The organism is Phytomonospora sp. NPDC050363, assembly GCF_040655735.1.
Taxonomy (GTDB): Bacteria; Actinomycetota; Actinomycetes; order Mycobacteriales; family Micromonosporaceae; genus Phytomonospora.
In genome coordinates, this window is sequence record NZ_JBFAKK010000019.1 from 13810 (window position 1) to 31431 (window position 17622).

The window sequence follows — 17622 nt, forward strand, 5'->3', positions numbered from 1 at the left end:
TCACCGCTCCAGGCTCTTGTCGTACTTCTCGATGGACTGCTTGATCGACTCCTCGGCCTCGGCGTAGGCCTGCGCGGAGCCGCCGATGTCCTGGCCGGCGAGGCCGATGCCTTCGGCGGCGCCGCCGAAGGACTCCATGGCGAACTCGAAGACGGCCTGGTGGGCGTCGCCGATCAGGCCGCCGATCTCATCGTTTCCGGGTGCGTCGGCGTAGCCGGAGATCTTGGCGGAGAAGGCTTCCAGGACTTCGGCGAGGTGTTCGGCGACGGCTTCCATGTCGCGTCCGGAGCCGGCCATGCCGTCGGGGTCGATCTCGAAGCTCATGTGGTTCCGCCGTCTCCGCGGGAGGCGAGCCGCTGGTGCGCGTCGGTGAGGCGGGTGAGGAAGCCGCCGAGCTGGGCCGCCGACTGCTTCTGGATCTCTTCGAGGCGCTCCGACAAGGCGGCGAGGTCGACGCCGGAGGCGTCCTGTGCCTGGCCGCGAAGTGCGGCAAGGGCGCTGTTGACGGCCTCGGTGACGGCTTCGGCGAGCGCCTCGGTGCCCAGGCGGGCGGCGCGCGGGTCGATGTCCACTTTGACCTTGCCGGGGAGTGCGGCGGTGGCGCGGACGAGTCCGCCGGCGGCGTCACCGGTGGGCGGCTCGCCGTCCTCGCCCGCCTGTTGCTCCTGCGCCCGCGCGACCTCGCGGGCGGTCTTGAGTGTCTCGGTGAGCGCGGCGGCGATGCCGTCGGCGCTGGCCGGGTCGGGGCTCACGACTCCTCCAAGGTTCGGTCCGAGTGGGAGACCTCACGCTACCTCTGCGTGACAACCGTGGGCGCCGCGAGCGGTCACCGAATCGGGCCGTGGCCTGCGTTCGCGCTGAGACGGGGGCCGTCGGGGAAATGGCGACCGTCACACTGCGTCGCGGCCGGGCGCTTCCTCTTCGTCGACGATGAGGAAGTCGCGGACGAGCGACTCGGCCTGGCGCACCAGGGGTCGCAGGACCTTGTAGCGCGACAGGGTCACGATCCTGGCGACCATGGGCGCGGTGCGCGCGGCCAGTTCGCGGGTGCGGTGCTGGCCGGGGCTGCGGTCGTAGACCCAGTAGAGGACGACCGCCATCTGGTGCAGCCACAGCATTTCGGGGAGGATGTCGGCGATCTCGGGGCTGACCTTCAGGCCGGTGCCGGCCAGGACCTCGCGGTAGAGCGCGGTGTCCTCCAGCCTCGCCGGCGCGGACTCGTGCGAGAAGGGGCTCAGCGGGCTGGCCGGGTCGGCGGCGTTGCGGAAGAACTGCCCGGCGAAGCGGTGGTAGGGCTCGGCGACCTCCAGCCAGCAGGCGAGGGCGATCCCGACGCGGGCGGCGAGGTCGGTCTGGCCCGCCATGCGCTCGCGGGTCAAGACGACGTGCTCGGCGACCATCCGGCTGTAGAAGCCCTGGATGAGGTGGTCCTTGGAGGTGAAGTAGTAGTAGGCGTTGCCGACCGACACGCCCGCCTCGGCGGCGATGGCCCGCATGGTGGTCTTGTCGTAGCCGCGCTCGGCGAACAACCGCAGCGCGGTCTCGAGGATCGCGCTGCGGGTGCGTTCGCTGCGAGCACGGGCACGGCCCGCAGCGGCCGGTTCTGTCACAGGCAGAAGCCTAGACAGCCGGTTGACGGGGTGCGCCGGGCGGGAGGGCGTAGTTGCGCAGGTCGCCGTGGATGCTGCGGCGACGGAAGCGGCCGAGGACGAAGACGTTGGTCAGGTGCAGGACGCCCAGGACGAGCAGGACGGCGCCGAGTTTGAAGGCGACCGACTCGAAGACCTCCCGCACGGTGGCGGGTGGACGGGAGTCGGTGAGCCAGAGGGCGATGAAGCCGAGGTTGATGAGGTAGAAGCCGACCTGGAGGAGCTTGCCGACGGCGTCGGCGAGGTTGTCGTCGCCGCGGAAGACCTCCTTGAGGAAGACGATCCCGTTGCGGGTGAGGGTTCGGGCGACCCAGACGGTCAAGACGACCGCGATGACCAGGTAGACGCTGTAGCCGAGGACGGACAGTTCCATGGGGCACTCCTAGTTGAACGTGTTCAACTTTCAGGCGGGACTCTACGCCTGTTTTTGAACGCGTTCAAAGATGCCTGCCCGTGATGTGGGCCACGCGCCGACGGCCGGTCACCTTCACCTGGCAGAATGCGCCCAATGCCGACCGAGCTGAATGCCACCCTGCGCGAAGTCTCCGCCCGTCTGGTCGCCTGGGGCATGACCTCCGAGGCCGACCGGGACAAGATCCTCACCGAGGAGGGCGATCAGGCCGACCACCCCGGCGAGTACGACTGGGCCGACGTGTTCGAGCTGTTCGACCTGGGGCTGTACGTGTCGGCCGGCGACGGCGAGGCCGACGACCTGGAGGAGACCTACCAGGACCTGCTCGAAGAGCTGGCCGGGCTCAGCGGCCGGACCGTCACCGAGGTCGAACTCGGCGAGGACGAGGACGGCGAGGAGCTGCTGACCTTCGTTCTCGACGGCGAGGAGTTCGCCTGGGAGGTCGAGCACCTGTCGCCGGGACAGCTCGACATGCTGTCGATCTGGGAGTGCGTGGGGGATCTGGAGCCCGACGACGGGCGCGTCTTCTTCCACACGCGCGGCGACGTCGACGGGGAGTGGAGCGAGAGCCTGTACGTGCTGGCCAGGCCGGCGCAGGTGGCGACGCTCAAAGAGGAGTACGGGCTGGAGCTGGACCCGGTGTGAGCCGCCGGCGCCGTCGTGGGCCTTCGACCCGGTCCACGACGACCCCGCGCGGCGCCGCGCCGCCGGCCTTGGGAGTTACCAGGCGCCGGGGATCTGCCGCGTCGTCGCGTTCAGCCGGTTCCACAGGTTGATCATCGAGATGTTCATGACCAGGGCGGCCAGCTGCCGCTCGTCGTAGTGCGCCTTCGCCTCGGCCCACACCGCGTCGGTGACGTCGCCGGCGTCGGCCAGCCGCGTCATCTCCTCGGCGAGGTGGAGGGCGGCGCGCTCGGCGTCGGTGAAGTACGGCGCCTCGCGCCAGGTCGCCACGGTCCACAGGCGCTCGTCGGTGGTGCCCATCTTCTTGAGGCCCTTGGCGTGCATGTCCGCGCAGACCGCGCATCCGTTGATCTGGCTCGCGCGCAGGTTCACCAGTTCCAGGACCTCCTCGCCGATGCCCGTCTGCGCGCAGGACTTGCTCACGGCCAGGAGGGCGTCGAGCGTGCCGTCGAGGATCATGACCGGGTTCTTCATGCGGGATTCCATTGCGGGCTCCTTGGTTCGTGATGAGCTGACACCGCATTGACGGATCGGGGCGCGCGAATGTGACCGGGGCAGGGGTTTTTCCGTCGCTAGGGCAGGAAGATCCCGCGGCACTCGGCTTCGAGGTCGATCAGCGCGTCCGCGAACTGCCGGTGGGTCGCCTCGTCGGGGAGCGAGGTGCGGATCTCGGTCTCGGTGCCCTCCGCGTCGACGACGACCAGCACCAGCGGCTCGCCGTCGCGGCCCGCCTCGACCTGCACCGTCCCCGGCAGGTCGGCGATGAAGATCTCGATCGGGACGAGCTCGGCGGTGTCGACGCGCAGCGGCCCGCCGTGGCAGTTGCCGCTGGAGGCGAACAGGACCTCGTAGCGGACGTCGTAGAGCTCGGCTTCCAGGCGCGTGACGAGGATGGCGGCCGGCCCCGTGTTGGCGATGACGCCGCTGACGGCCAGGCCGTTGACCCGGGCCAGGTCGGCGGCCGGGAAACCGTCGAGGCTGGAGAACTCCACGAGCGCGTTGGACGCGACGCCGCCCTCGGTCGCGTCGAGCTGTTTCACGGCGACCCAGGTCGCGGCGGCGCCGACGAGGGTCGCCAGCGTGATGCTGGTGATCGTCATGAGCCGCCCGGGCGGTGCCGCCAGCCAGCGGCCGGCGCGGTTGGGCCTGGCCATAGGGCGGACTGTAGCTGTTCGTGACCGGCGCGTATACGGCCGATCGTCCATAGTGGGGTGTTTGTGGCGGGCGGCTGTTCTGCCCGGCGGCGCGGCGCGGGGAGGATGTCGCCCATGAGCCTGACACTCACCGACCGGCGTGCGCCTTGGGTCGTCTTCACGTGCTCGGGCGACCCGTGGCTCGCGGACGCGACAAGGTCCCTGGTCGAGCGGGGCGGGCGTGTGTTTCGCCTGGACGCCCAGGAGATGCGCGACCAGCGGGCGTTGTTCGCCGAAAGCCAGACCGTCAACACGATGGCCCTGGTCACCGGCATGTTGGAGGGCTCGCCCTCGTCGACGACTACCGGCTCGACATCGGCCGCACCCTGATTTACTCCGCCGCCGGGCGACTCCAGGCCGTCACCAGCAGCCCTCTTGCGATGGAAGGAAACCGACCGAGCTTCGTACTCGCCAACGAGTCGCAGAACCCACCGACCCGACCGACTACTCCGCCTGACCCCAGTACGCCAGCCCGACCGCGAAGCGCGGACCCGGGCCAATTCGGCGTGGCCACCACCAGCCCCGACGACGCCCGAGGAGGGCCGTTTCACGAAGTCCTCGACGCCGCCAAGGGCTACGCCTCCCGCCACACCGACAGCGGCGAGGCTGCCGCCTCGCTCCACATCGAACGCCGCCGTATTGACCGGCACGTCGTCGCCGATGCCGACCACTCCCTCGCCGTCGAGTACGGCGACCACTCCAAGTTCCGGCGAGTGGGTCGACGGCCAGTACATCCTCACCCGCGCCGCAAACGACGCCGGATAGGCCGTGCTAGCTGGCCTGTTCCGCTGCGGCATGGTCAATGCACAAAGGGAACGAGAATTCCGCTGATGAACCGTCTACTCGTTCCACGTAGAAGCAGCGCGTTCCGCCGAACCCGTTCTCGTTCACGCGGACGACAAACCCCTTGATGCCTGCGCCGATCTTCTCCTCTGCCTCAGGATGTAGCGCGACGAGATCGTGAATGAAAGCAATGTCGTCGGGGTCGTCGACGCGTTGGCCGAGTCCGGGATTCAACTCCGGTGGCCGCTCCGGTCCATCCCCGGGATAACGGTCCCGTATCTCGCGACATGCATCCGTCGCTGCCTTCTTCGTCTTGAATGAGCGGTTTCCGATCCGCACCGGTGTTGCCATGACTGCCTCCCAGCGACCGAACACACGCCGCGCCACAACTTGAGGCTACGACCGTTCCGCCTGCTCGGTAGGCGTTTGCGCTAGTGCAGGCCGGGGGTGGCGCCGTGCTGCCTCCCGACCCGCTCGTCGTTCTCGTCGCAATGCTGCGCGAACAACTCCCGCACGCGAACACCGGAACCATCGTGCCCGACGACCTCGTCGAGCGGCTGCCGTATATCCACCTTGCCATCACCACGACCGGCGTTTCCTCGCCGAGCTGGAGAGGCGCCCCGGCCGCCGAAACCGCCCAGGTGGCACTCACGTGCTGGCACGGCCCCGACCACGCCGACGCCCGAGACCTCGCCCGCGACGCCCTCGCCGTGCTGCTCCCGGCACGTTCTCTCGCGCTGCCCTCCGGCGGCGTCCTCGTCCGCGTCCGACATGTCTCCGGCCCGGCCTTCCTTCCCGACCTTTTCGCCCCCAGCGGCGCCCACCACCACGCCGCCGCGGTCGCCGCCACCATCCGCCCGTCAGGAGGCCGCCGCATGGCGCTCAACGACGACACCCTCGTAATCCCGGGTGTGGGCTCTACATCTACTCCGCCCCACCGGCACGACCATGCCCACCGCCCCCGCCGCGCCCGGAAGCGACTGGACCGACATCAGCCACACCAGCGAGGACGGCCTCACGGTCACATTCGAAATCGAGAAGACCGTCCGCCGCACCTGGCGCCGCGCTGGCCCGAGCGCTGGAAGCCCGATGGCCCACCGCCGGGTACCTCCTCGGCGCCCGGAAGCCGCCGACATACAACCGGCCCGAGTCCTGCCCGCCCCCGGCCCCGCCTCGTCCTTCCTCGTGAGGGCAGGGCGGGCCGGTTCTTTGCTTTTCCCGCGACGATCATCGAGCAGCGCTAGCGTCTTGGAGGAGGGGGAAGTACCTTGACCTGGGAAATTGAACTCATCAAAGGCGCTGACTATCGGATTCGTAGCGACGTACCCGTGTTCAACGTCAAGGTGGAGGGGATCGTTGAGGGGCCGCCCGGCCCGGCCATGAAGGCTGTACAGGCAAACCAGTACCTGCGAATCCACCAAAGGGCCATGGGCCGCACGTTCACGGTCAGCTGGACAGCGTCACCAGACAGGGACGGTCGGCGGCAAGCGCAGGAGCTGGAACTCCCCGACGACTAAGGCCACCTCGTTGCAGCGGCCGACTGCGGGCCACATGTGCCAGAATCCGGGGACATGGCAGCTTCCGCCCCGACGATCCTCGCGACGAGCATGGGCTTCGACAAGACCGGCCGCAGGCAACCGACTGGCGCCCCGGCCCGGTGTTCGCCCACGCCTTCAAACTCGCCGATTCCCCCGAGCGTCCGCGGCTATACTTCATGACCACCGCCGGCGGCGACCCCGACCGCCGGATCGCCGGTTTCTGCGCCGCGTTCGCCGGAACCGATGTTCGCGCGTCTCACCTGACACTGTTCGAGATGCCGAACCACGACCCCGCCGAACACCTGCCGCGCAAGATGTCATCTGGGTCGACCGCGGGTCGGTCGTGAACCTCGTTGCCGTCTGGCGCGCGCACCAGCTCGACGCGATCCTCCGCGGCTGCCGGCAATCCGGGGTTGTCCTCGGCGGCGAGTCAGCGGGTTCGCTGTGCTGGCATGCGGGTGGAACGACGGACAGTTTCGGTCCCAAGCCGCAGGCCGACGACGGGCTCGGCTTCCTGTCTCATTCAACCCCTGAATGGCCAACCGGTTGTCCACAGGGAGCCCGGCTCACGTTCGCCACCTGCGCCTGGCGCCGGCCTACCGTCGAACGTAGGGAGGAGGCCGGGAGGCCCCACGCCCTCGATCCGTCCGGGGAGAGCCCGTCCCTGGCCGATCACCCGAGTAGGCGCCACAGCCGCCCGATCCCCACGAAAGCCCTCGCCACCGCCGCGTGGTGGCGGGACGACCCACCCCGCCCACAGCTTCGCGCCCCACCCCCACCCACGAAAGAGCCCCCGCGCCCTTCAACGCGGGGGCTCACCCCAGAAGGCCTTCCGCCGGAACCTAGACCCCGGCCCAGTTCCCGCTGATCAGCGCCAGCGCGAAGCGCTCGACGAAGTCACCCGCGCGCGGGTCGTTGTGCCCCGCGTGGGTGCACTCGCCGTCGGAGTCGCCGGGGAACTTCACCCACAGGAAGTACTCCGCGCCGCCACTGCCGACCTGCGAGGTCGCCCCCAGCTTCGAGCCTCGCGAGTTGCACCAGTCGCCGTCGGTGTTGGCCGACCCGTTGCGGCTGGTGTCGACGATCCACTTCTTCGAGGTCGGCAGCAGCTGGTTGACCTGGGAGGCGTAGGTGTTCGACGCCGCCGTCGACTTGTAGTTGGAGACGTTCACGGCGAAGCCGCGCGTGTTGGCGATGCCCGCCTGCTGGAGTTCGGCGGCCATGGCGCTCGGCGCGAGCCAGCCCGCGTTGCCGGCGTCGAGGTAGCTCCAGGCACCGGTGGCGCGCGTCTTGAGCTGCTCGGTGGCGTAGGTGAGCAGGTGGCGGCGGATGGCCAGGTTCTCCGGCGTCATCTGGTCGCAGTCGATGGCCTGCGCGACGGCGTCGGGCTCGACGATCACGATCGCCTTGCGGGCGCCGATCCCGTCGGCGAATCCGCGGATCCAGTCCTCGTACTGGCCGGGCGTCTCGGGCCCGCCTTCCGAATAGCCCCCGCAGTCGCGGCCGTAGATGTTGTACGCGGCGAGGATCGGGGTCTTTCCGGCGTTCGTGGCGGCGGTGACGTAGTTGTTCACCGACTCGCGGATCGCGCCCTCGGTCTCGCCCATCCAGCTGCCGAACCACTTCGCGCCGGCCTTGGAGGCGATGTTCGACTCGATCGTCGCCCTGTCGGGATCGCCTTGGTTCTGGTCGATCCACGTGTAGGCGTTGTTGTCGGGGTCCACATAGAACTCACCCGAGGGCTGCGTCGCGGTCTCGGTGGTCACCGAGATGTTGTCGACGCTGAAGGTGAAGGCCCCGTTCCTGCCGAGCTGGAAGCCGACCTGCCCGGCGGTGGTGGCGATGTTCGAGGTGAAGGTGTAGCTGAACCGCTTCGAGGTGGTGGTCAGCGCGACGACCTTGTCGTGCGGCGCGGTGTACGGGGCGACGTTGAGCTGCACCGTCGAGCGGACCGAGACGGCCTTGGACGCCTTGGCGTCGAAGGAGACCGTGTACGCCTTCCCGTTCTCCAGCTTCAGGCCGTCCTGCCCCATCGGGGCGTCCCAGTAGTTCGCGGGCGTCCCGGTGACCTGCACGTTGAGCACGCCGCCGCCGACCGACATGGTGGTGTTGGGACCGTTCCACCAACCGGTCGCGCCATTGTCGAAGCCGCCGTTGGCGACCAGCTCGGTGACCGCGGCGGTACCGACCTCGCCGACGGGCTCTTCGGCGCCGGCCGTGGCGTTGGCGACCAGGGGCGCCGCGACGGCCAGGGCCGCCAGTCCGATGATGCCGTATCGCAGGGGTTTCTTCATGGATGACCCGTTTCCGTAGCGGGTTGGGGGTTTGCGAGTGCGGCCCAAATTAGCGAACTTGTTCGCTCATGTCCACATGGGAGCGGTCCCATCGCAGGTCGCCGGCCCGGCGATATGCGCTCGACGATGCAGGCGACCGGTTGTGACGTCCCCCGCAAATCACTCGCGCCGGAGTCGATCTATCCGCTAATGTGGGCGGCATGGGAACGATAGGCCTGTTGATCTACTCCTAAGAGGTACTTCCTCTTGAGGAGCGCACCGCCGTACGCGTGACGCGTCGGCCGCACCCTGACGGTGCCGCCTGACCCCCGTACCCGGTTCTTCCAAGCCGCTTCTTTGTGCCGCAGTCACCGCTTCGCGCCTCCGTGCGCCCCGCCGGTGAATTCCACGTCTCTTCACGCGGCATCGCCGTGCGCACCGTCCTGTATGGACGATGCCGCCCCACGGTCGATAGAACCGGAGGTCACCCATGACCCGTCATCATGTCCAAACCCTCGCACCGAAGCACGTCTCGCAGCTGTCGGTGAACGAAGCGTCCAAAGTGTATGGAGACAAGGTCGTCCTCGACCAGGTCTCCTTCACGGTCCGAAGCGGCGAGCGCGTCGGCGTGATCGGCGAGAACGGATCGGGCAAGTCGACGCTGCTGCGTCTGCTGGCCGGGGAGGAGGCCCCCGACAACGGGGAGGTCACCGTGGTGGCCGTCGGCGGGGTCGGGCATCTCGGCCAGACGCTGGGCATGCCCGCCGACAGTTCGGTCGCCGACGCGATCGACGCCGCGCTCGCCGAGATCCGCGACATCGAGCGTGCCCTTCGCGCCGCCGAGGAGACCCTCGGCGACGCCGGCGAGGACGCCCTGGCCGAGTACGGCGACCTGCTGGCCGCCTATGACGCGCGCGGCGGCTATGAGGCCGACGCGCGGGTCGACGCGGCGATGCACAACCTGGGGCTCGCCCACATCACCCGCGACAGGGTGCTGGGCACGCTCTCGGGCGGCGAGCAGTCCCGTCTGGGGCTGGCGTGCGTGCTGGCGGCGGCTCCCGAGCTGCTGCTCCTCGACGAGCCGACCAACCATCTCGACAAGGGTGCGGTGACCTGGCTGGAGGACCAGTTGCGGGCGCATCGGGGCACGGTGGTGACCGTGACGCACGATCGCGCGTTCCTGGAGCGTGTGGCGACGGCGATCCTGGAGGTCGACGCCGACCGCAAGTCGGTGACGAGGTACGGCGACGGCTGGAACGGCTACCTGACGGCCAAGGCCGCGACCAGGCGTCGCTGGGAGCAGGAGTACGAGGACTGGCTTGCCGAGATCGCCCGCCAGGGCGAGCTGGCCGAGACCGGCATCGACGAGATGAGCAAGCGCGAGAAGTCGACGACCCGGCCCCGCACGGCCGGGCACCGGCGCTCGCATGAGGGCGGCCTGTCCGCGCAGGTCAGGAACGCCAGGGAGCGGCTCGACCGACTCACCTCGAACCCCGTGCCCAAGCCGCCGGACCCGCTGCGTTTCGTCGTGAAGGTCGAGGGCGGCAAGGGCGAGGGTCTGGCCGCCGAGCTCAGCGGGGTGACCGTCGCCGACCGCCTCAACGTCGGCTCCTTCGTCATCAAGCCGGGCGAGCGCGTGCTGCTCACCGGGCCGAACGGGGCCGGTAAGACCACGATGCTGAACGTGCTGGCGGGCGTGGTCCGGCCGAGCACGGGGAAGGTGAAGAAGCCTCGCCGGACGGCGTACCTGCGGCAGGAGTTGCCGAACGAGCAGACGCGGCGGACGGTGCTGGAGGCCTTCGCCGACGGTCTGCCCGGCCCGGCCGACGAGCACGCCGGGCGCTTGGCGGCGCTCGGTCTGTTCCGGGAGGAGGACTTCGGGCGGGTGGTGCGCGAGTTGTCGGTGGGGCAGCAGCGGCGGCTCGAACTGGCGCGGCTGCTGACGCGGCCGGCGGACCTGCTGATCCTCGACGAGCCGACCAACCACCTGTCGCTGGCGCTGATCGAGCAGTTGCAGGAGGCGCTCGCGGAGTTCAGGGGGGCGCTGCTGGTGGTCTCGCACGACCGGCGTTTCCAGGAGGACTTCGTCGGTGAGCGGGCGGAGCTGCGGGCGGGGACGCTGGTCTCCTGAGCGGCCGCACGGGTCGGGCCCGGCGTCGGGTCCGGCCCGTGTTCACTCCCCGCGCGGCGGGCCGAGCAGCGCCTCGACGACGTCGCGGAGGGGCTCGGCGAGGTCTTGCGGGCTCGCGTCGCGCAGGGGCGCCAGTCCCACGGTCGAGCGGATGACGGCCACGCCGACGCCGAGCGCGACGAGCAGTTCGGCCCGCAGCAGGCCGGCCTCGTCGCCGCGTTCGGTGCCCGAGGCGTCGAGGACCTGGCGGCTGAAGTCGAGCAGCGCGCGGCGGCGCAGACCGTCGACGCGCTCGTCGCCGGAGGCGCGCAGCAGCATCAGCACCGGGTGCTCGCCGAACTCCGGCCAGGCGCCGGCCGACAGCTGGCGTCCGAGAGCCTCGGCAAGGCCCGCGCGGTCGCGGGGGAACTCGCCGTCGCGGCCCAGGAACCGGGGCGTGGCGGCCAGCGCGGCCTTGAACAGGCCCTCCTTGGAGCCGAAGTAGCGCTTGATGAGGGCGAGGTTCACGCCGACGTCGGCGGCGACGTCCCGCAGGGTCGTGCGGTCGTAGCCGAGCCGGACGAAGCGGCCGCTCGCCGCGTCCAGCAGTGCCCGCCGGGTCGCGGCGGCGTCGCGTCGCCGGGCACCGGTGGCGGGCGCCCCGCCGTCCGTTGCAGTCACCGGCCACCTCCGCGTTTCCCCGTGTGGAAACTCTCGGCCGCAGCATAGCCGTCGACGGCTCATGTAATCACGCGTTGACATGCCCGACGGGCGAGGTTACGGTGGCATGTAATCACCTGATGACTTATGGAGGCGAACGATGACCGAGGCACTTCTCGTCATGGACGTACAGCGCGCCGTCGTCGAACGCTTTCCCGACCCGGACTACCTCCCGCGCCTGCGCGAGGCGATCGACGCCGCCCGCGCCGGTTGCGTGCAGATCGTCTACGTGGCCGTCGGGTTCCGCGCCGGCTACCCCGAGATCAGCGCCCGCAACAAGATGTTCGGCGGCCTCGCCCCCGCCAAAGGCCCGGCCGGCGCCGAGCAGGACCCCGGAATCCACCCTGACGTCGCGCCCCGGCCCGGCGACATCGTCGTCACCAAGCGGCGCGTCAGCGCCTTCGCCGGCAGCGACCTCGACGTCGTCCTGCGCGCCGGCGGCATCGACCACCTCGTCCTGACCGGCATCGCCACCAGCGGCGTCGTGCTGTCGACCCTGCGCCAGGCCGCCGACCTCGACCTCGGCCTGACCGTCCTGGCCGACGGATGCCTCGACGGCGATCCCGAGGTCCACCGCGTGCTCGTCGAGAAGGTCTTCCCTCAGCAGGCGGAGGTCACCACGATCGACGACTGGACCGCGCGCCTTTGACTTGCGGACCGAAGCTGTCCGCAAGTCCTCGTACAGTCATGACCATGACCATGACCACGACGACCCTCTCCCGCCGCGAGCTCAACCGCGCGACCCTCGCCCGCCAGCACCTCCTGGCCCGCACCCGCATGACGGCCCGCGACATGGTCGGCCACCTCATCGGGCTCCAGGCGCAGGCGCCGCACGCGTCCTACTTCGGTCTGTGGTCACGCATCGAGGACTTCGCCTTCGACGACCTCTCCGCGCTCATGACCGGCCGCGAGGTCGTCCGCATCGCCCTCATGCGCTCCACCATCCACCTCGTCACCGCCGAGGACGCCCTCGGCGTGCGGCCCCTCATCCAGGCCGCGCTCTCGCGCGACCTCTTCAACAACGGCACCTACCGCAAAGGCGTCGAGAACATCGACCTCGACGAGGTCCTCGCCGTCGGGCGCGCGCTCATGGAGGAGTCGCCGAGGACCGGCGCCCAGCTCCGCGACGCCTTCGCCGAGCGCTGGCCCGAGCGCGACGCGCCCTCGCTCGCCTACGCCGTGCGCTGCCTGCTGCCGTCGGTGCAGGTACCGCCGCGCGGTGTCTGGAACCGGTCCGGCGCGATCGCGCACACCACCGCCGAGCACTGGCTGGGCCGCGACCTGTCCGCGGAGTCCACATTGGATGAGCTGGTTCCGCGCTACCTCAACGCCTTCGGGCCGGCCAGCGTCAAGGACATGCAGAAGTGGTCGGGCCTGACGAAGCTGCGCGAGGTCTTCGACCGCCTGCGCCCCGGCCTGCGCGTGTTCCGCGACGAGCACGGCGCCGAACTCTTCGACCTGCCCGACGCGCCCCGCCCCGGCGCCGGCACCGAGGCGCCCGCCCGCCTCGTCGCGCCCTTCGACAACGTCCTGCTCTCCCACGCCGACCGCACCCGGGTCATCACCGAGGCCCAGCTCAAGCACGCCATGACCCAAAACGGCATCCTGCGCGGATCGCTGTTCGCCGACGGCTTCTTCGTCGGCTGCTGGGACCTGGTGCGCACCAAGAAGTCGGCGACGGTCGTCCTCGCGCCCCTCGAAGCGGTCACCGCGGCGCAAACCGCCGAACTCGAAGCCGAGGCCGCCCGCCTGCTCCAGGCCACCGACCCCGGCCTCGTCCACGAGATCCGCGTCGCACCCGAGGACTGAGGGCCCCGCCTGAGGCACGATGGGCTCATGACAAGCGGCCACGACGTCCTCACCGACTTCCTGCGCACGTGGGGCGACCTGCCCGAGACCGAACTCGCCAAGGTCGCCGACGTCTTCCGCGCCATCGACGTGCCCGCCCGCACCACGCTCGTCATGGCCGGCGAGCAACCCACCAGCGTGCACTTCAGCGTGACCGGACTCGTCCGCGTCTTCTACGTCGACGAGAACGGAACCGAGCGCACCAAGGCCTTTCGCGGCGAGGGCGAACTGGTCTGCGCCTACACCTCCATCCTGCGCCGCCGTCCGTCCAATGTGCACATCGAGACGCTCGAACCCTCACACCTCCTGGTCGCCACGCGTGCGCACTTCGACCAGCTCCTCGACGGCCACCCGGCATGGCGCTCCATCATCAGCCGCCTCACCGAACGGCTCCTCGTCCAGGAGGAGCAGCGCCACGCCGAACTCCTCCGCTACGACGCCGGCCGCCGCTACGAGAACTTCATCACCGACAACCCCGCGCTCGCCGCGCGGCTGACGCAGCGGCTCATCGCCTCCTACATCGGTGTGACCCCGGTCGCGTTGAGCAGAATCCGCGCCCGGCGTTAACAAGGGTTAACGACAAGCCTCCGTGCGGTCCATAGCGTCGTCGGCATGACGACCATGAAAGCCGCCGTGGTGAACGGTTTCGGCGCCCCCGAGGTCCTGACCATCACCGAGCTGCCGATCCCCGTCCCCGATGCCGGCGAAGTCCTCGTCCGGATCGCCGCCGCCGCGGTCAATCCCGCCGACCTCGGCATGCGCGACGGCCGCTACCCCTGGCGCGACGAGCCGCGCTTCCCGCTCATCCCCGGCTACGACATCACCGGCACCGTCGCGGAAGTGGGCGAGGGCGTCACCGGCCTCGCTGTCGGCGACGAGGTGCTGGCCATCACCATGCACGCCACATCGCAGGCCGGCTCCTACGCCGAGTACGTCGCGCTGCCCGCCGCGCAGGTCACCGCCGCGCCGAAGAACCTGTCGCTGCTCCAGGCCGTGACGCTTCCGCTGAACGCCCTGGTGGCACGCCAGATCGTCGACGTCCTCGGCCTCGCGCCGGGCCGGTCGGTGCTGGTCAACGCCCCGCGCAGCGCCGTCGGCGCCTATGTCGCCCAGTACGCCGCCCTCGACGGGCTGGTCGTGCGCACTCCCGCCGATCTCGACGGGCAGGTCGACGCTGCCGTCGACACCGTCGGCGGCGAGCGCGCCCGGAACGCCTTCGACGCGGTCGCCGACGGCGGCCGCTACGCCACGATCGTGCCCGAGTTCTGGGTTCCGGGCGGGGCGTTCGCCGAGGAGCGCGGGATCTCGCCGGCCTTCGTCGCGCTGCACTCGCTTCCGGATGGCGCCATGGCCGGGCTGGTGCGCTCGGTGGAGGCGGGCGAGGTGACGCCGACGCCGGTGGACCGCACGCTTCCGCTGTCGCGGGCCGTCGAGGCGCACGAGCTGCTGGAGGCCGGTGGGCTGCGCGGAAAGCTCGTGCTCACACCGGATCGAAGCGAAACGGGCCGGTGACCTCGTAGGTGCGGCCGTCGTCGTTGTCGTCGGAGGGTCCGCGCTGCGAGGAGAAGTAGAGACGGTCGCCGGCCGGGTTGAAGGCCACTCCGCACAGTTCGGAGAGGTCCTGGCCGGTGACCTGGAGGAAGGGCGTGACCGTGCCGCCGGGCGCGATGACGCAGATCTCCATGTCGCCGCCGTCCTCGGCGACGAAGAGGTCCCCGCCGGGCGTCCCGGTCAGGTTGTCGACGCCGAACAGCGGCGCCCCGGCTCCATAAAGGACGCTGAGGGTGCTCGCCTCGGCGTCGAAGGCCCAGACCCGGTTGTCGCCCTTGGTGGTGAAGTAGCAGACGCCGCCGGCGTAGTGGCAGCCCTCGCCGCCGTCGTAGTGTCCGGCGCCGGCGACCTGGTGCCGTGTCGGCGTTTCGGCCGCCGCGGGGTCGGGGACGTCGATCCAGACGGTGGCGCCGTTCGGTCCGCCGAGCACCTGGAGGACGCCGCTGGACAGGTCGCCCCAGGAGTCGGGGACGAAACGATAGAAGCAGCCGTCGGGCTCGTCCTCGGTGAGGTAGATGACGAAGCGGTCGAAGTCGGCCGCGGCCGCCTCGTGGCGGAAGCGCCCCATGGCGGGCCTTTTGACGGCGGCGACCCCGCCGTAGGGGTCGGTCTCGAAGACCGCGCCGTGCTCGACCTCCTCGCACGAAAGCCAGGTCCGCCACGGGGTCGCGCCGCCGGCGCAGTTGCGGTCGGTGCCCGACAGGATCGGGTAGGCGTCGAGGATCGTGCCGTCGGCGTCGAACCGGACGGCACTCGCGCCGCCCTTCCCGTCGTCGAGTTCGGCGTTGGAGACATAGATCCAGCCGTCACCGTGGGCGAAGCAGGCACCGCCGTCGGGAGCGCCGTGCCACACGTGCCCGGTGCCCGGAACCTCCACAGTGGACCGCGCGATGAGGCGTGCCGAGAACCCCTCGGGCAGGCGGATTCCCAGCTCGTCGGCCTCGCCCAGGGGTCCGTAGGAGAACGACCCGCCGCCGGTGTCGGACATGACGGCCCGCCGCCACAGGCTTCCGCCCAGAGCGACCGCGCCCACTCCGGCCAGCAAGGTCCGGCGCTTCATGACCTGTCTCCCTCCGATGGGCTTGGTATATGTCTATATGACGTGAAACGGAGGATAACGGAGCCCGCGCGGACGAGTACGTTCTTTCCATGCCGATCAACGTCCTCGACCCCGCCCGCACCGCACTGATCGTCCTCGACCTTCAGACGCGGCTCGTGGCGCTTCCCCTCGGCCCGCACAGCGGGCCCGAGGTCGTCGCCGCGTGCGCGCGCCTCGCCGAGCGCTTCCGCGAGCATGACGCGCTGGTCGTGTATGTACAAGCGCACCGGCCCAACGTCGAGCAGCCTCCCGGCAGCGAGCTGGTCGCCGAGGCCACCCCGAAGCCCGGGGATCTGCTGCTGACCAAGCAGTCCGTCGGCGCCTTCGCGACGACCGACCTCAACGAGCGGCTCATCGAGCACGGCGTGGAGACGGTGGTCGTCTGCGGGATCGCCACGAGCATGGCCGTCGAGTCGACCGCCCGCGCGGCATCCGACCTCGGCTACGAGATCGTGCTGCCGAGCGACGCCATGTCGGGCCTGCACGCCGACGAGCACGAGTTCGCGCTGACGCACGCGCTGGCGAGGTTCGGCGACGTGGTGACGGCCGACGAGGTGAAGCTCGGCTAGGAGCGGGATCCCGGCGCTGGCAAGGGAATCCCTCGGAACGTGAGGTTGGGCGAGGGCGCCGTCAGCCGGCGACCGCCTCGGCGGGCCCGGTCGTGAAGAAGCGCACGATGTCCTCGGGCGCCGTCGGGGACAGCATCATCGCCTGGACGCGTGCCGACATCTCGGCGATCGGGTGGATCCGGGCGAACATCGCCTCCTCGTAGGCCCGGATCGCCGCGTCCGGGCCGGCGGGTTCGGCGGCGAGCAGCGCGGCGAGTTCGGCGGCGTCGAGCATGGCCTGGTTGGCGCCTTCGCCGACCGGCGGCATGAGGTGCGCGGCGTCGCCGATGAGGGTGACGCCGGACCGGCCGGTCCAGCGCGTGTCGGCGGGCATGGCCTCGATCAGGCGTGGCGTGGGCGGCCCGTCGGCGGCTTTGATGAGGGCGGTGACGCCGGGGGCCCAGCCGTCGAACATGTCCAGCAGGGCGCGCTGGTCGCGAAGCGCGTCGATGGCGAGATCCTCGGCGCGCAGCGAGATCCCGACGCGCAGGCTGCCGTCGCCGAGGCGCTGTGCGGCCAGGATCTGGTTCGCGCCGACGCACCACAGGTTCCCGGGGCCGACCAGCTCGGCGAGCGCGGGATGGCGCCGGGCGGCGTCGTCGATGTTCAGCTCGACGAGCGTGGCCACATAGGACAGTGGGGCGTCGTTGAGCCGCGCCCGGACGACCGAGCGCGCGCCGTCGGCGCCGATGAGGACGTCGCAGGAGGTCCGGTGGCCGCCGTGGAAGCCCAGTTCCCAGCCGCCGCCGGGTCGCGGGGTCGCCGCGGCCAGCCGGTGCCCCCACATGACCGTGCCGTCGGGGAGGGAGTCGAGGAGGAGGTCGCGCAGCACGCTGCGGTCGATCTCGGGGCGTCCCGCGAAGGAGCCGGGCTCGGGCTCGTGGTGCACCAAGGTCCGTCCGGCCGTGTCGAGGATGCGGTGCTCCTCGCCTTCGGGCCGGGCCCGCGACCGGAAGCGGCCGGCGAGGCCCGCCTCGGCCAGGGCGTGCTGGCCGGACTCCGGGTGCAGGTCGAGGGACCCGCCCTGCCGCCGCGCCGAGCGGTTCGCCTCGCGTTCGTAGACGGTCGTGCCGATGCCGTGCCGGTGCAGGATTCGTGCCAGCGTGAGGCCGCCAAGGCCGCCGCCGGCGATCGCGATGCGTGTCGTCATCGCG

Annotated in this window: 23 protein-coding genes; 11 read left to right on the forward strand and 12 right to left on the reverse strand. The window is 70.4% G+C overall.

All coding sequences use genetic code 11. The features are described from left to right. The 4 genes from AB0I28_RS35500 to AB0I28_RS35515 all read right to left on the reverse strand — a co-directional run bounded on the left by AB0I28_RS35500 (position 1) and on the right by AB0I28_RS35515 (position 2022). The gene (locus tag AB0I28_RS35500) at positions 1-324 is read right to left on the reverse strand and encodes a hypothetical protein (protein WP_357500180.1); all 324 of its coding nucleotides are present in this window, start codon (positions 322-324) and stop codon (positions 1-3) included. After that, positions 321-752: a YbaB/EbfC family nucleoid-associated protein gene (locus AB0I28_RS35505; protein WP_357500181.1), complete on the reverse strand. Its 432-nt coding sequence runs from the start codon at positions 750-752 to the stop codon at positions 321-323. The genes AB0I28_RS35500 and AB0I28_RS35505 overlap by 4 nt, the downstream gene beginning before the upstream one ends. 138 nt (positions 753-890) lie before the next feature. Beyond that, positions 891-1610 carry a TetR family transcriptional regulator gene (locus tag AB0I28_RS35510; protein ID WP_357500182.1) on the reverse strand — a complete coding sequence of 240 codons (720 nt, stop codon included), beginning with the start codon at positions 1608-1610 and terminating at the stop codon, positions 891-893. 10 nt (positions 1611-1620) lie between these two features. Then, complete coding sequence (locus AB0I28_RS35515) at positions 1621-2022, reverse strand: hypothetical protein (protein ID WP_357500183.1); 402 nt, start codon at positions 2020-2022, stop codon at positions 1621-1623. A 135-nt stretch (positions 2023-2157) separates the two neighbouring features. On the opposite strand from AB0I28_RS35515, the gene AB0I28_RS35520 reads away from it, so the two are divergent. Next, a complete protein-coding gene (locus AB0I28_RS35520; protein ID WP_357500184.1) occupies positions 2158-2706 on the forward strand; it encodes a hypothetical protein in 549 nt (182 codons plus the stop codon). A 75-nt stretch (positions 2707-2781) separates the two neighbouring features. On the opposite strand, the gene AB0I28_RS35525 is transcribed toward AB0I28_RS35520, so the two are convergent. After that, positions 2782-3231: a carboxymuconolactone decarboxylase family protein gene (locus AB0I28_RS35525; protein ID WP_357500186.1), complete on the reverse strand. Its 450-nt coding sequence runs from the start codon at positions 3229-3231 to the stop codon at positions 2782-2784. A gap of 86 nt (positions 3232-3317) precedes the next feature. Further along, positions 3318-3899 carry a hypothetical protein gene (locus AB0I28_RS35530; protein ID WP_357500187.1) on the reverse strand — a complete coding sequence of 194 codons (582 nt, stop codon included), beginning with the start codon at positions 3897-3899 and terminating at the stop codon, positions 3318-3320. 114 nt (positions 3900-4013) lie between these two features. On the opposite strand from AB0I28_RS35530, the gene AB0I28_RS35535 reads away from it, so the two are divergent. Next, positions 4014-4268: a hypothetical protein gene (locus AB0I28_RS35535; protein WP_357500189.1), complete on the forward strand. Its 255-nt coding sequence runs from the start codon at positions 4014-4016 to the stop codon at positions 4266-4268. A 441-nt stretch (positions 4269-4709) separates the two neighbouring features. On the opposite strand, the gene AB0I28_RS35540 is transcribed toward AB0I28_RS35535, so the two are convergent. Together AB0I28_RS35540 and AB0I28_RS35545 are read right to left on the reverse strand one after the other, a co-directional pair. After that, the gene (locus AB0I28_RS35540; RefSeq protein WP_357500190.1) at positions 4710-5072 is read right to left on the reverse strand and encodes a DCL family protein; all 363 of its coding nucleotides are present in this window, start codon (positions 5070-5072) and stop codon (positions 4710-4712) included. A gap of 80 nt (positions 5073-5152) precedes the next feature. Continuing rightward, positions 5153-5494 (reverse strand): hypothetical protein, encoded by a 342-nt coding sequence (locus AB0I28_RS35545; RefSeq protein ID WP_357500191.1) that lies wholly within the window; start codon positions 5492-5494, stop codon positions 5153-5155. Positions 5495-5989: 495 nt separating this feature from the next. Between AB0I28_RS35545 and AB0I28_RS35550 the strand changes: the two genes are divergently transcribed. The 3 genes from AB0I28_RS35550 to AB0I28_RS35560 all read left to right on the forward strand — a co-directional run bounded on the left by AB0I28_RS35550 (position 5990) and on the right by AB0I28_RS35560 (position 7127). After that, positions 5990-6238 carry a hypothetical protein gene (locus AB0I28_RS35550; RefSeq protein WP_357500192.1) on the forward strand — a complete coding sequence of 83 codons (249 nt, stop codon included), beginning with the start codon at positions 5990-5992 and terminating at the stop codon, positions 6236-6238. Positions 6239-6378: 140 nt separating this feature from the next. Next, on the forward strand, positions 6379-6606 hold the full coding sequence (locus AB0I28_RS35555) for a hypothetical protein (protein ID WP_357500194.1): 228 nt from the start codon (positions 6379-6381) through the stop codon (positions 6604-6606). After that, positions 6603-7127 (forward strand): Type 1 glutamine amidotransferase-like domain-containing protein, encoded by a 525-nt coding sequence (locus AB0I28_RS35560; protein ID WP_357500195.1) that lies wholly within the window; start codon positions 6603-6605, stop codon positions 7125-7127. The genes AB0I28_RS35555 and AB0I28_RS35560 overlap by 4 nt, the downstream gene beginning before the upstream one ends. Here AB0I28_RS35560 and AB0I28_RS35565 read toward each other — a convergent pair. Further along, positions 7102-8553 carry a glycoside hydrolase family 6 protein gene (locus AB0I28_RS35565; RefSeq protein ID WP_357500196.1) on the reverse strand — a complete coding sequence of 484 codons (1452 nt, stop codon included), beginning with the start codon at positions 8551-8553 and terminating at the stop codon, positions 7102-7104. The genes AB0I28_RS35560 and AB0I28_RS35565 overlap by 26 nt on opposite strands. 469 nt (positions 8554-9022) lie before the next feature. Between AB0I28_RS35565 and abc-f the strand changes: the two genes are divergently transcribed. Then, positions 9023-10663, forward strand: coding sequence for a ribosomal protection-like ABC-F family protein (gene abc-f, locus AB0I28_RS35570; protein WP_357500198.1), 1641 nt, complete (start codon positions 9023-9025; stop codon positions 10661-10663). Positions 10664-10705: 42 nt separating this feature from the next. Here abc-f and AB0I28_RS35575 read toward each other — a convergent pair whose 3' ends face one another. After that, positions 10706-11323 carry a TetR family transcriptional regulator gene (locus AB0I28_RS35575; RefSeq protein ID WP_357500200.1) on the reverse strand — a complete coding sequence of 206 codons (618 nt, stop codon included), beginning with the start codon at positions 11321-11323 and terminating at the stop codon, positions 10706-10708. A 139-nt stretch (positions 11324-11462) separates the two neighbouring features. Here AB0I28_RS35575 and AB0I28_RS35580 point away from each other — a divergent pair, with 139 nt between their 5' ends. Genes AB0I28_RS35580 through AB0I28_RS35595 form a run of 4 tightly spaced genes read left to right on the forward strand, consistent with a single transcriptional unit; the run spans position 11463 to position 14722 of the window. Continuing rightward, a complete protein-coding gene (locus AB0I28_RS35580; protein ID WP_357500202.1) occupies positions 11463-12011 on the forward strand; it encodes an isochorismatase family cysteine hydrolase in 549 nt (182 codons plus the stop codon). Between the two features lie 44 nt (positions 12012-12055). Next, the gene (locus AB0I28_RS35585) at positions 12056-13171 is read left to right on the forward strand and encodes a winged helix DNA-binding domain-containing protein (protein WP_357500205.1); all 1116 of its coding nucleotides are present in this window, start codon (positions 12056-12058) and stop codon (positions 13169-13171) included. Positions 13172-13198: 27 nt separating this feature from the next. Then, positions 13199-13777, forward strand: a complete 579-nt coding sequence (locus AB0I28_RS35590; RefSeq protein WP_357500207.1) for a Crp/Fnr family transcriptional regulator — start codon at positions 13199-13201, stop codon at positions 13775-13777. Between the two features lie 45 nt (positions 13778-13822). Further along, positions 13823-14722 (forward strand): NADP-dependent oxidoreductase, encoded by a 900-nt coding sequence (locus AB0I28_RS35595; RefSeq protein WP_357500208.1) that lies wholly within the window; start codon positions 13823-13825, stop codon positions 14720-14722. Here AB0I28_RS35595 and AB0I28_RS35600 read toward each other — a convergent pair. Beyond that, entirely contained in the window at positions 14691-15821 is a 1131-nt protein-coding gene (locus tag AB0I28_RS35600) for an alkaline phosphatase PhoX (RefSeq protein ID WP_357500209.1), read from the reverse strand. The genes AB0I28_RS35595 and AB0I28_RS35600 overlap by 32 nt on opposite strands. 89 nt (positions 15822-15910) lie before the next feature. Between AB0I28_RS35600 and AB0I28_RS35605 the strand changes: the two genes are divergently transcribed. Next, on the forward strand, positions 15911-16429 hold the full coding sequence (locus tag AB0I28_RS35605; RefSeq protein WP_357500210.1) for an isochorismatase family protein: 519 nt from the start codon (positions 15911-15913) through the stop codon (positions 16427-16429). 61 nt (positions 16430-16490) lie between these two features. Here AB0I28_RS35605 and AB0I28_RS35610 read toward each other — a convergent pair whose 3' ends face one another. Then, positions 16491-17618, reverse strand: coding sequence for an FAD-dependent monooxygenase (locus AB0I28_RS35610; protein ID WP_357500212.1), 1128 nt, complete (start codon positions 17616-17618; stop codon positions 16491-16493). Positions 17619-17622: the final 4 nt, after the last annotated feature.

Bases quoted from the DNA above. Each gene is read 5' to 3' on its own strand.
- AB0I28_RS35500 (WP_357500180.1), bottom strand. From the start codon at position 324: ATGAGCTTCGAGATCGACCCCGACGGCATGGCCGGCTCCGGACGCGAC.
- AB0I28_RS35515 (WP_357500183.1), bottom strand. From the start codon at position 2,022: ATGGAACTGTCCGTCCTCGGCTACAGCGTCTACCTGGTCATCGCGGTC.
- AB0I28_RS35520 (WP_357500184.1), top strand. From the start codon at position 2,158: ATGCCGACCGAGCTGAATGCCACCCTGCGCGAAGTCTCCGCCCGTCTG.
- AB0I28_RS35525 (WP_357500186.1), bottom strand. From the start codon at position 3,231: ATGGAATCCCGCATGAAGAACCCGGTCATGATCCTCGACGGCACGCTC.
- AB0I28_RS35530 (WP_357500187.1), bottom strand. From the start codon at position 3,899: ATGGCCAGGCCCAACCGCGCCGGCCGCTGGCTGGCGGCACCGCCCGGG.
- AB0I28_RS35535 (WP_357500189.1), top strand. From the start codon at position 4,014: ATGAGCCTGACACTCACCGACCGGCGTGCGCCTTGGGTCGTCTTCACG.
- AB0I28_RS35540 (WP_357500190.1), bottom strand. From the start codon at position 5,072: ATGGCAACACCGGTGCGGATCGGAAACCGCTCATTCAAGACGAAGAAG.
- AB0I28_RS35545 (WP_357500191.1), bottom strand. From the start codon at position 5,494: ATGTCGGACGCGGACGAGGACGCCGCCGGAGGGCAGCGCGAGAGAACG.
- AB0I28_RS35565 (WP_357500196.1), bottom strand. From the start codon at position 8,553: ATGAAGAAACCCCTGCGATACGGCATCATCGGACTGGCGGCCCTGGCC.
- abc-f (WP_357500198.1), top strand. From the start codon at position 9,023: ATGACCCGTCATCATGTCCAAACCCTCGCACCGAAGCACGTCTCGCAG.
- AB0I28_RS35580 (WP_357500202.1), top strand. From the start codon at position 11,463: ATGACCGAGGCACTTCTCGTCATGGACGTACAGCGCGCCGTCGTCGAA.
- AB0I28_RS35585 (WP_357500205.1), top strand. From the start codon at position 12,056: ATGACCATGACCACGACGACCCTCTCCCGCCGCGAGCTCAACCGCGCG.
- AB0I28_RS35590 (WP_357500207.1), top strand. From the start codon at position 13,199: ATGACAAGCGGCCACGACGTCCTCACCGACTTCCTGCGCACGTGGGGC.
- AB0I28_RS35595 (WP_357500208.1), top strand. From the start codon at position 13,823: ATGACGACCATGAAAGCCGCCGTGGTGAACGGTTTCGGCGCCCCCGAG.
- AB0I28_RS35600 (WP_357500209.1), bottom strand. From the start codon at position 15,821: ATGAAGCGCCGGACCTTGCTGGCCGGAGTGGGCGCGGTCGCTCTGGGC.
- AB0I28_RS35605 (WP_357500210.1), top strand. From the start codon at position 15,911: ATGCCGATCAACGTCCTCGACCCCGCCCGCACCGCACTGATCGTCCTC.
- AB0I28_RS35610 (WP_357500212.1), bottom strand. From the start codon at position 17,618: ATGACGACACGCATCGCGATCGCCGGCGGCGGCCTTGGCGGCCTCACG.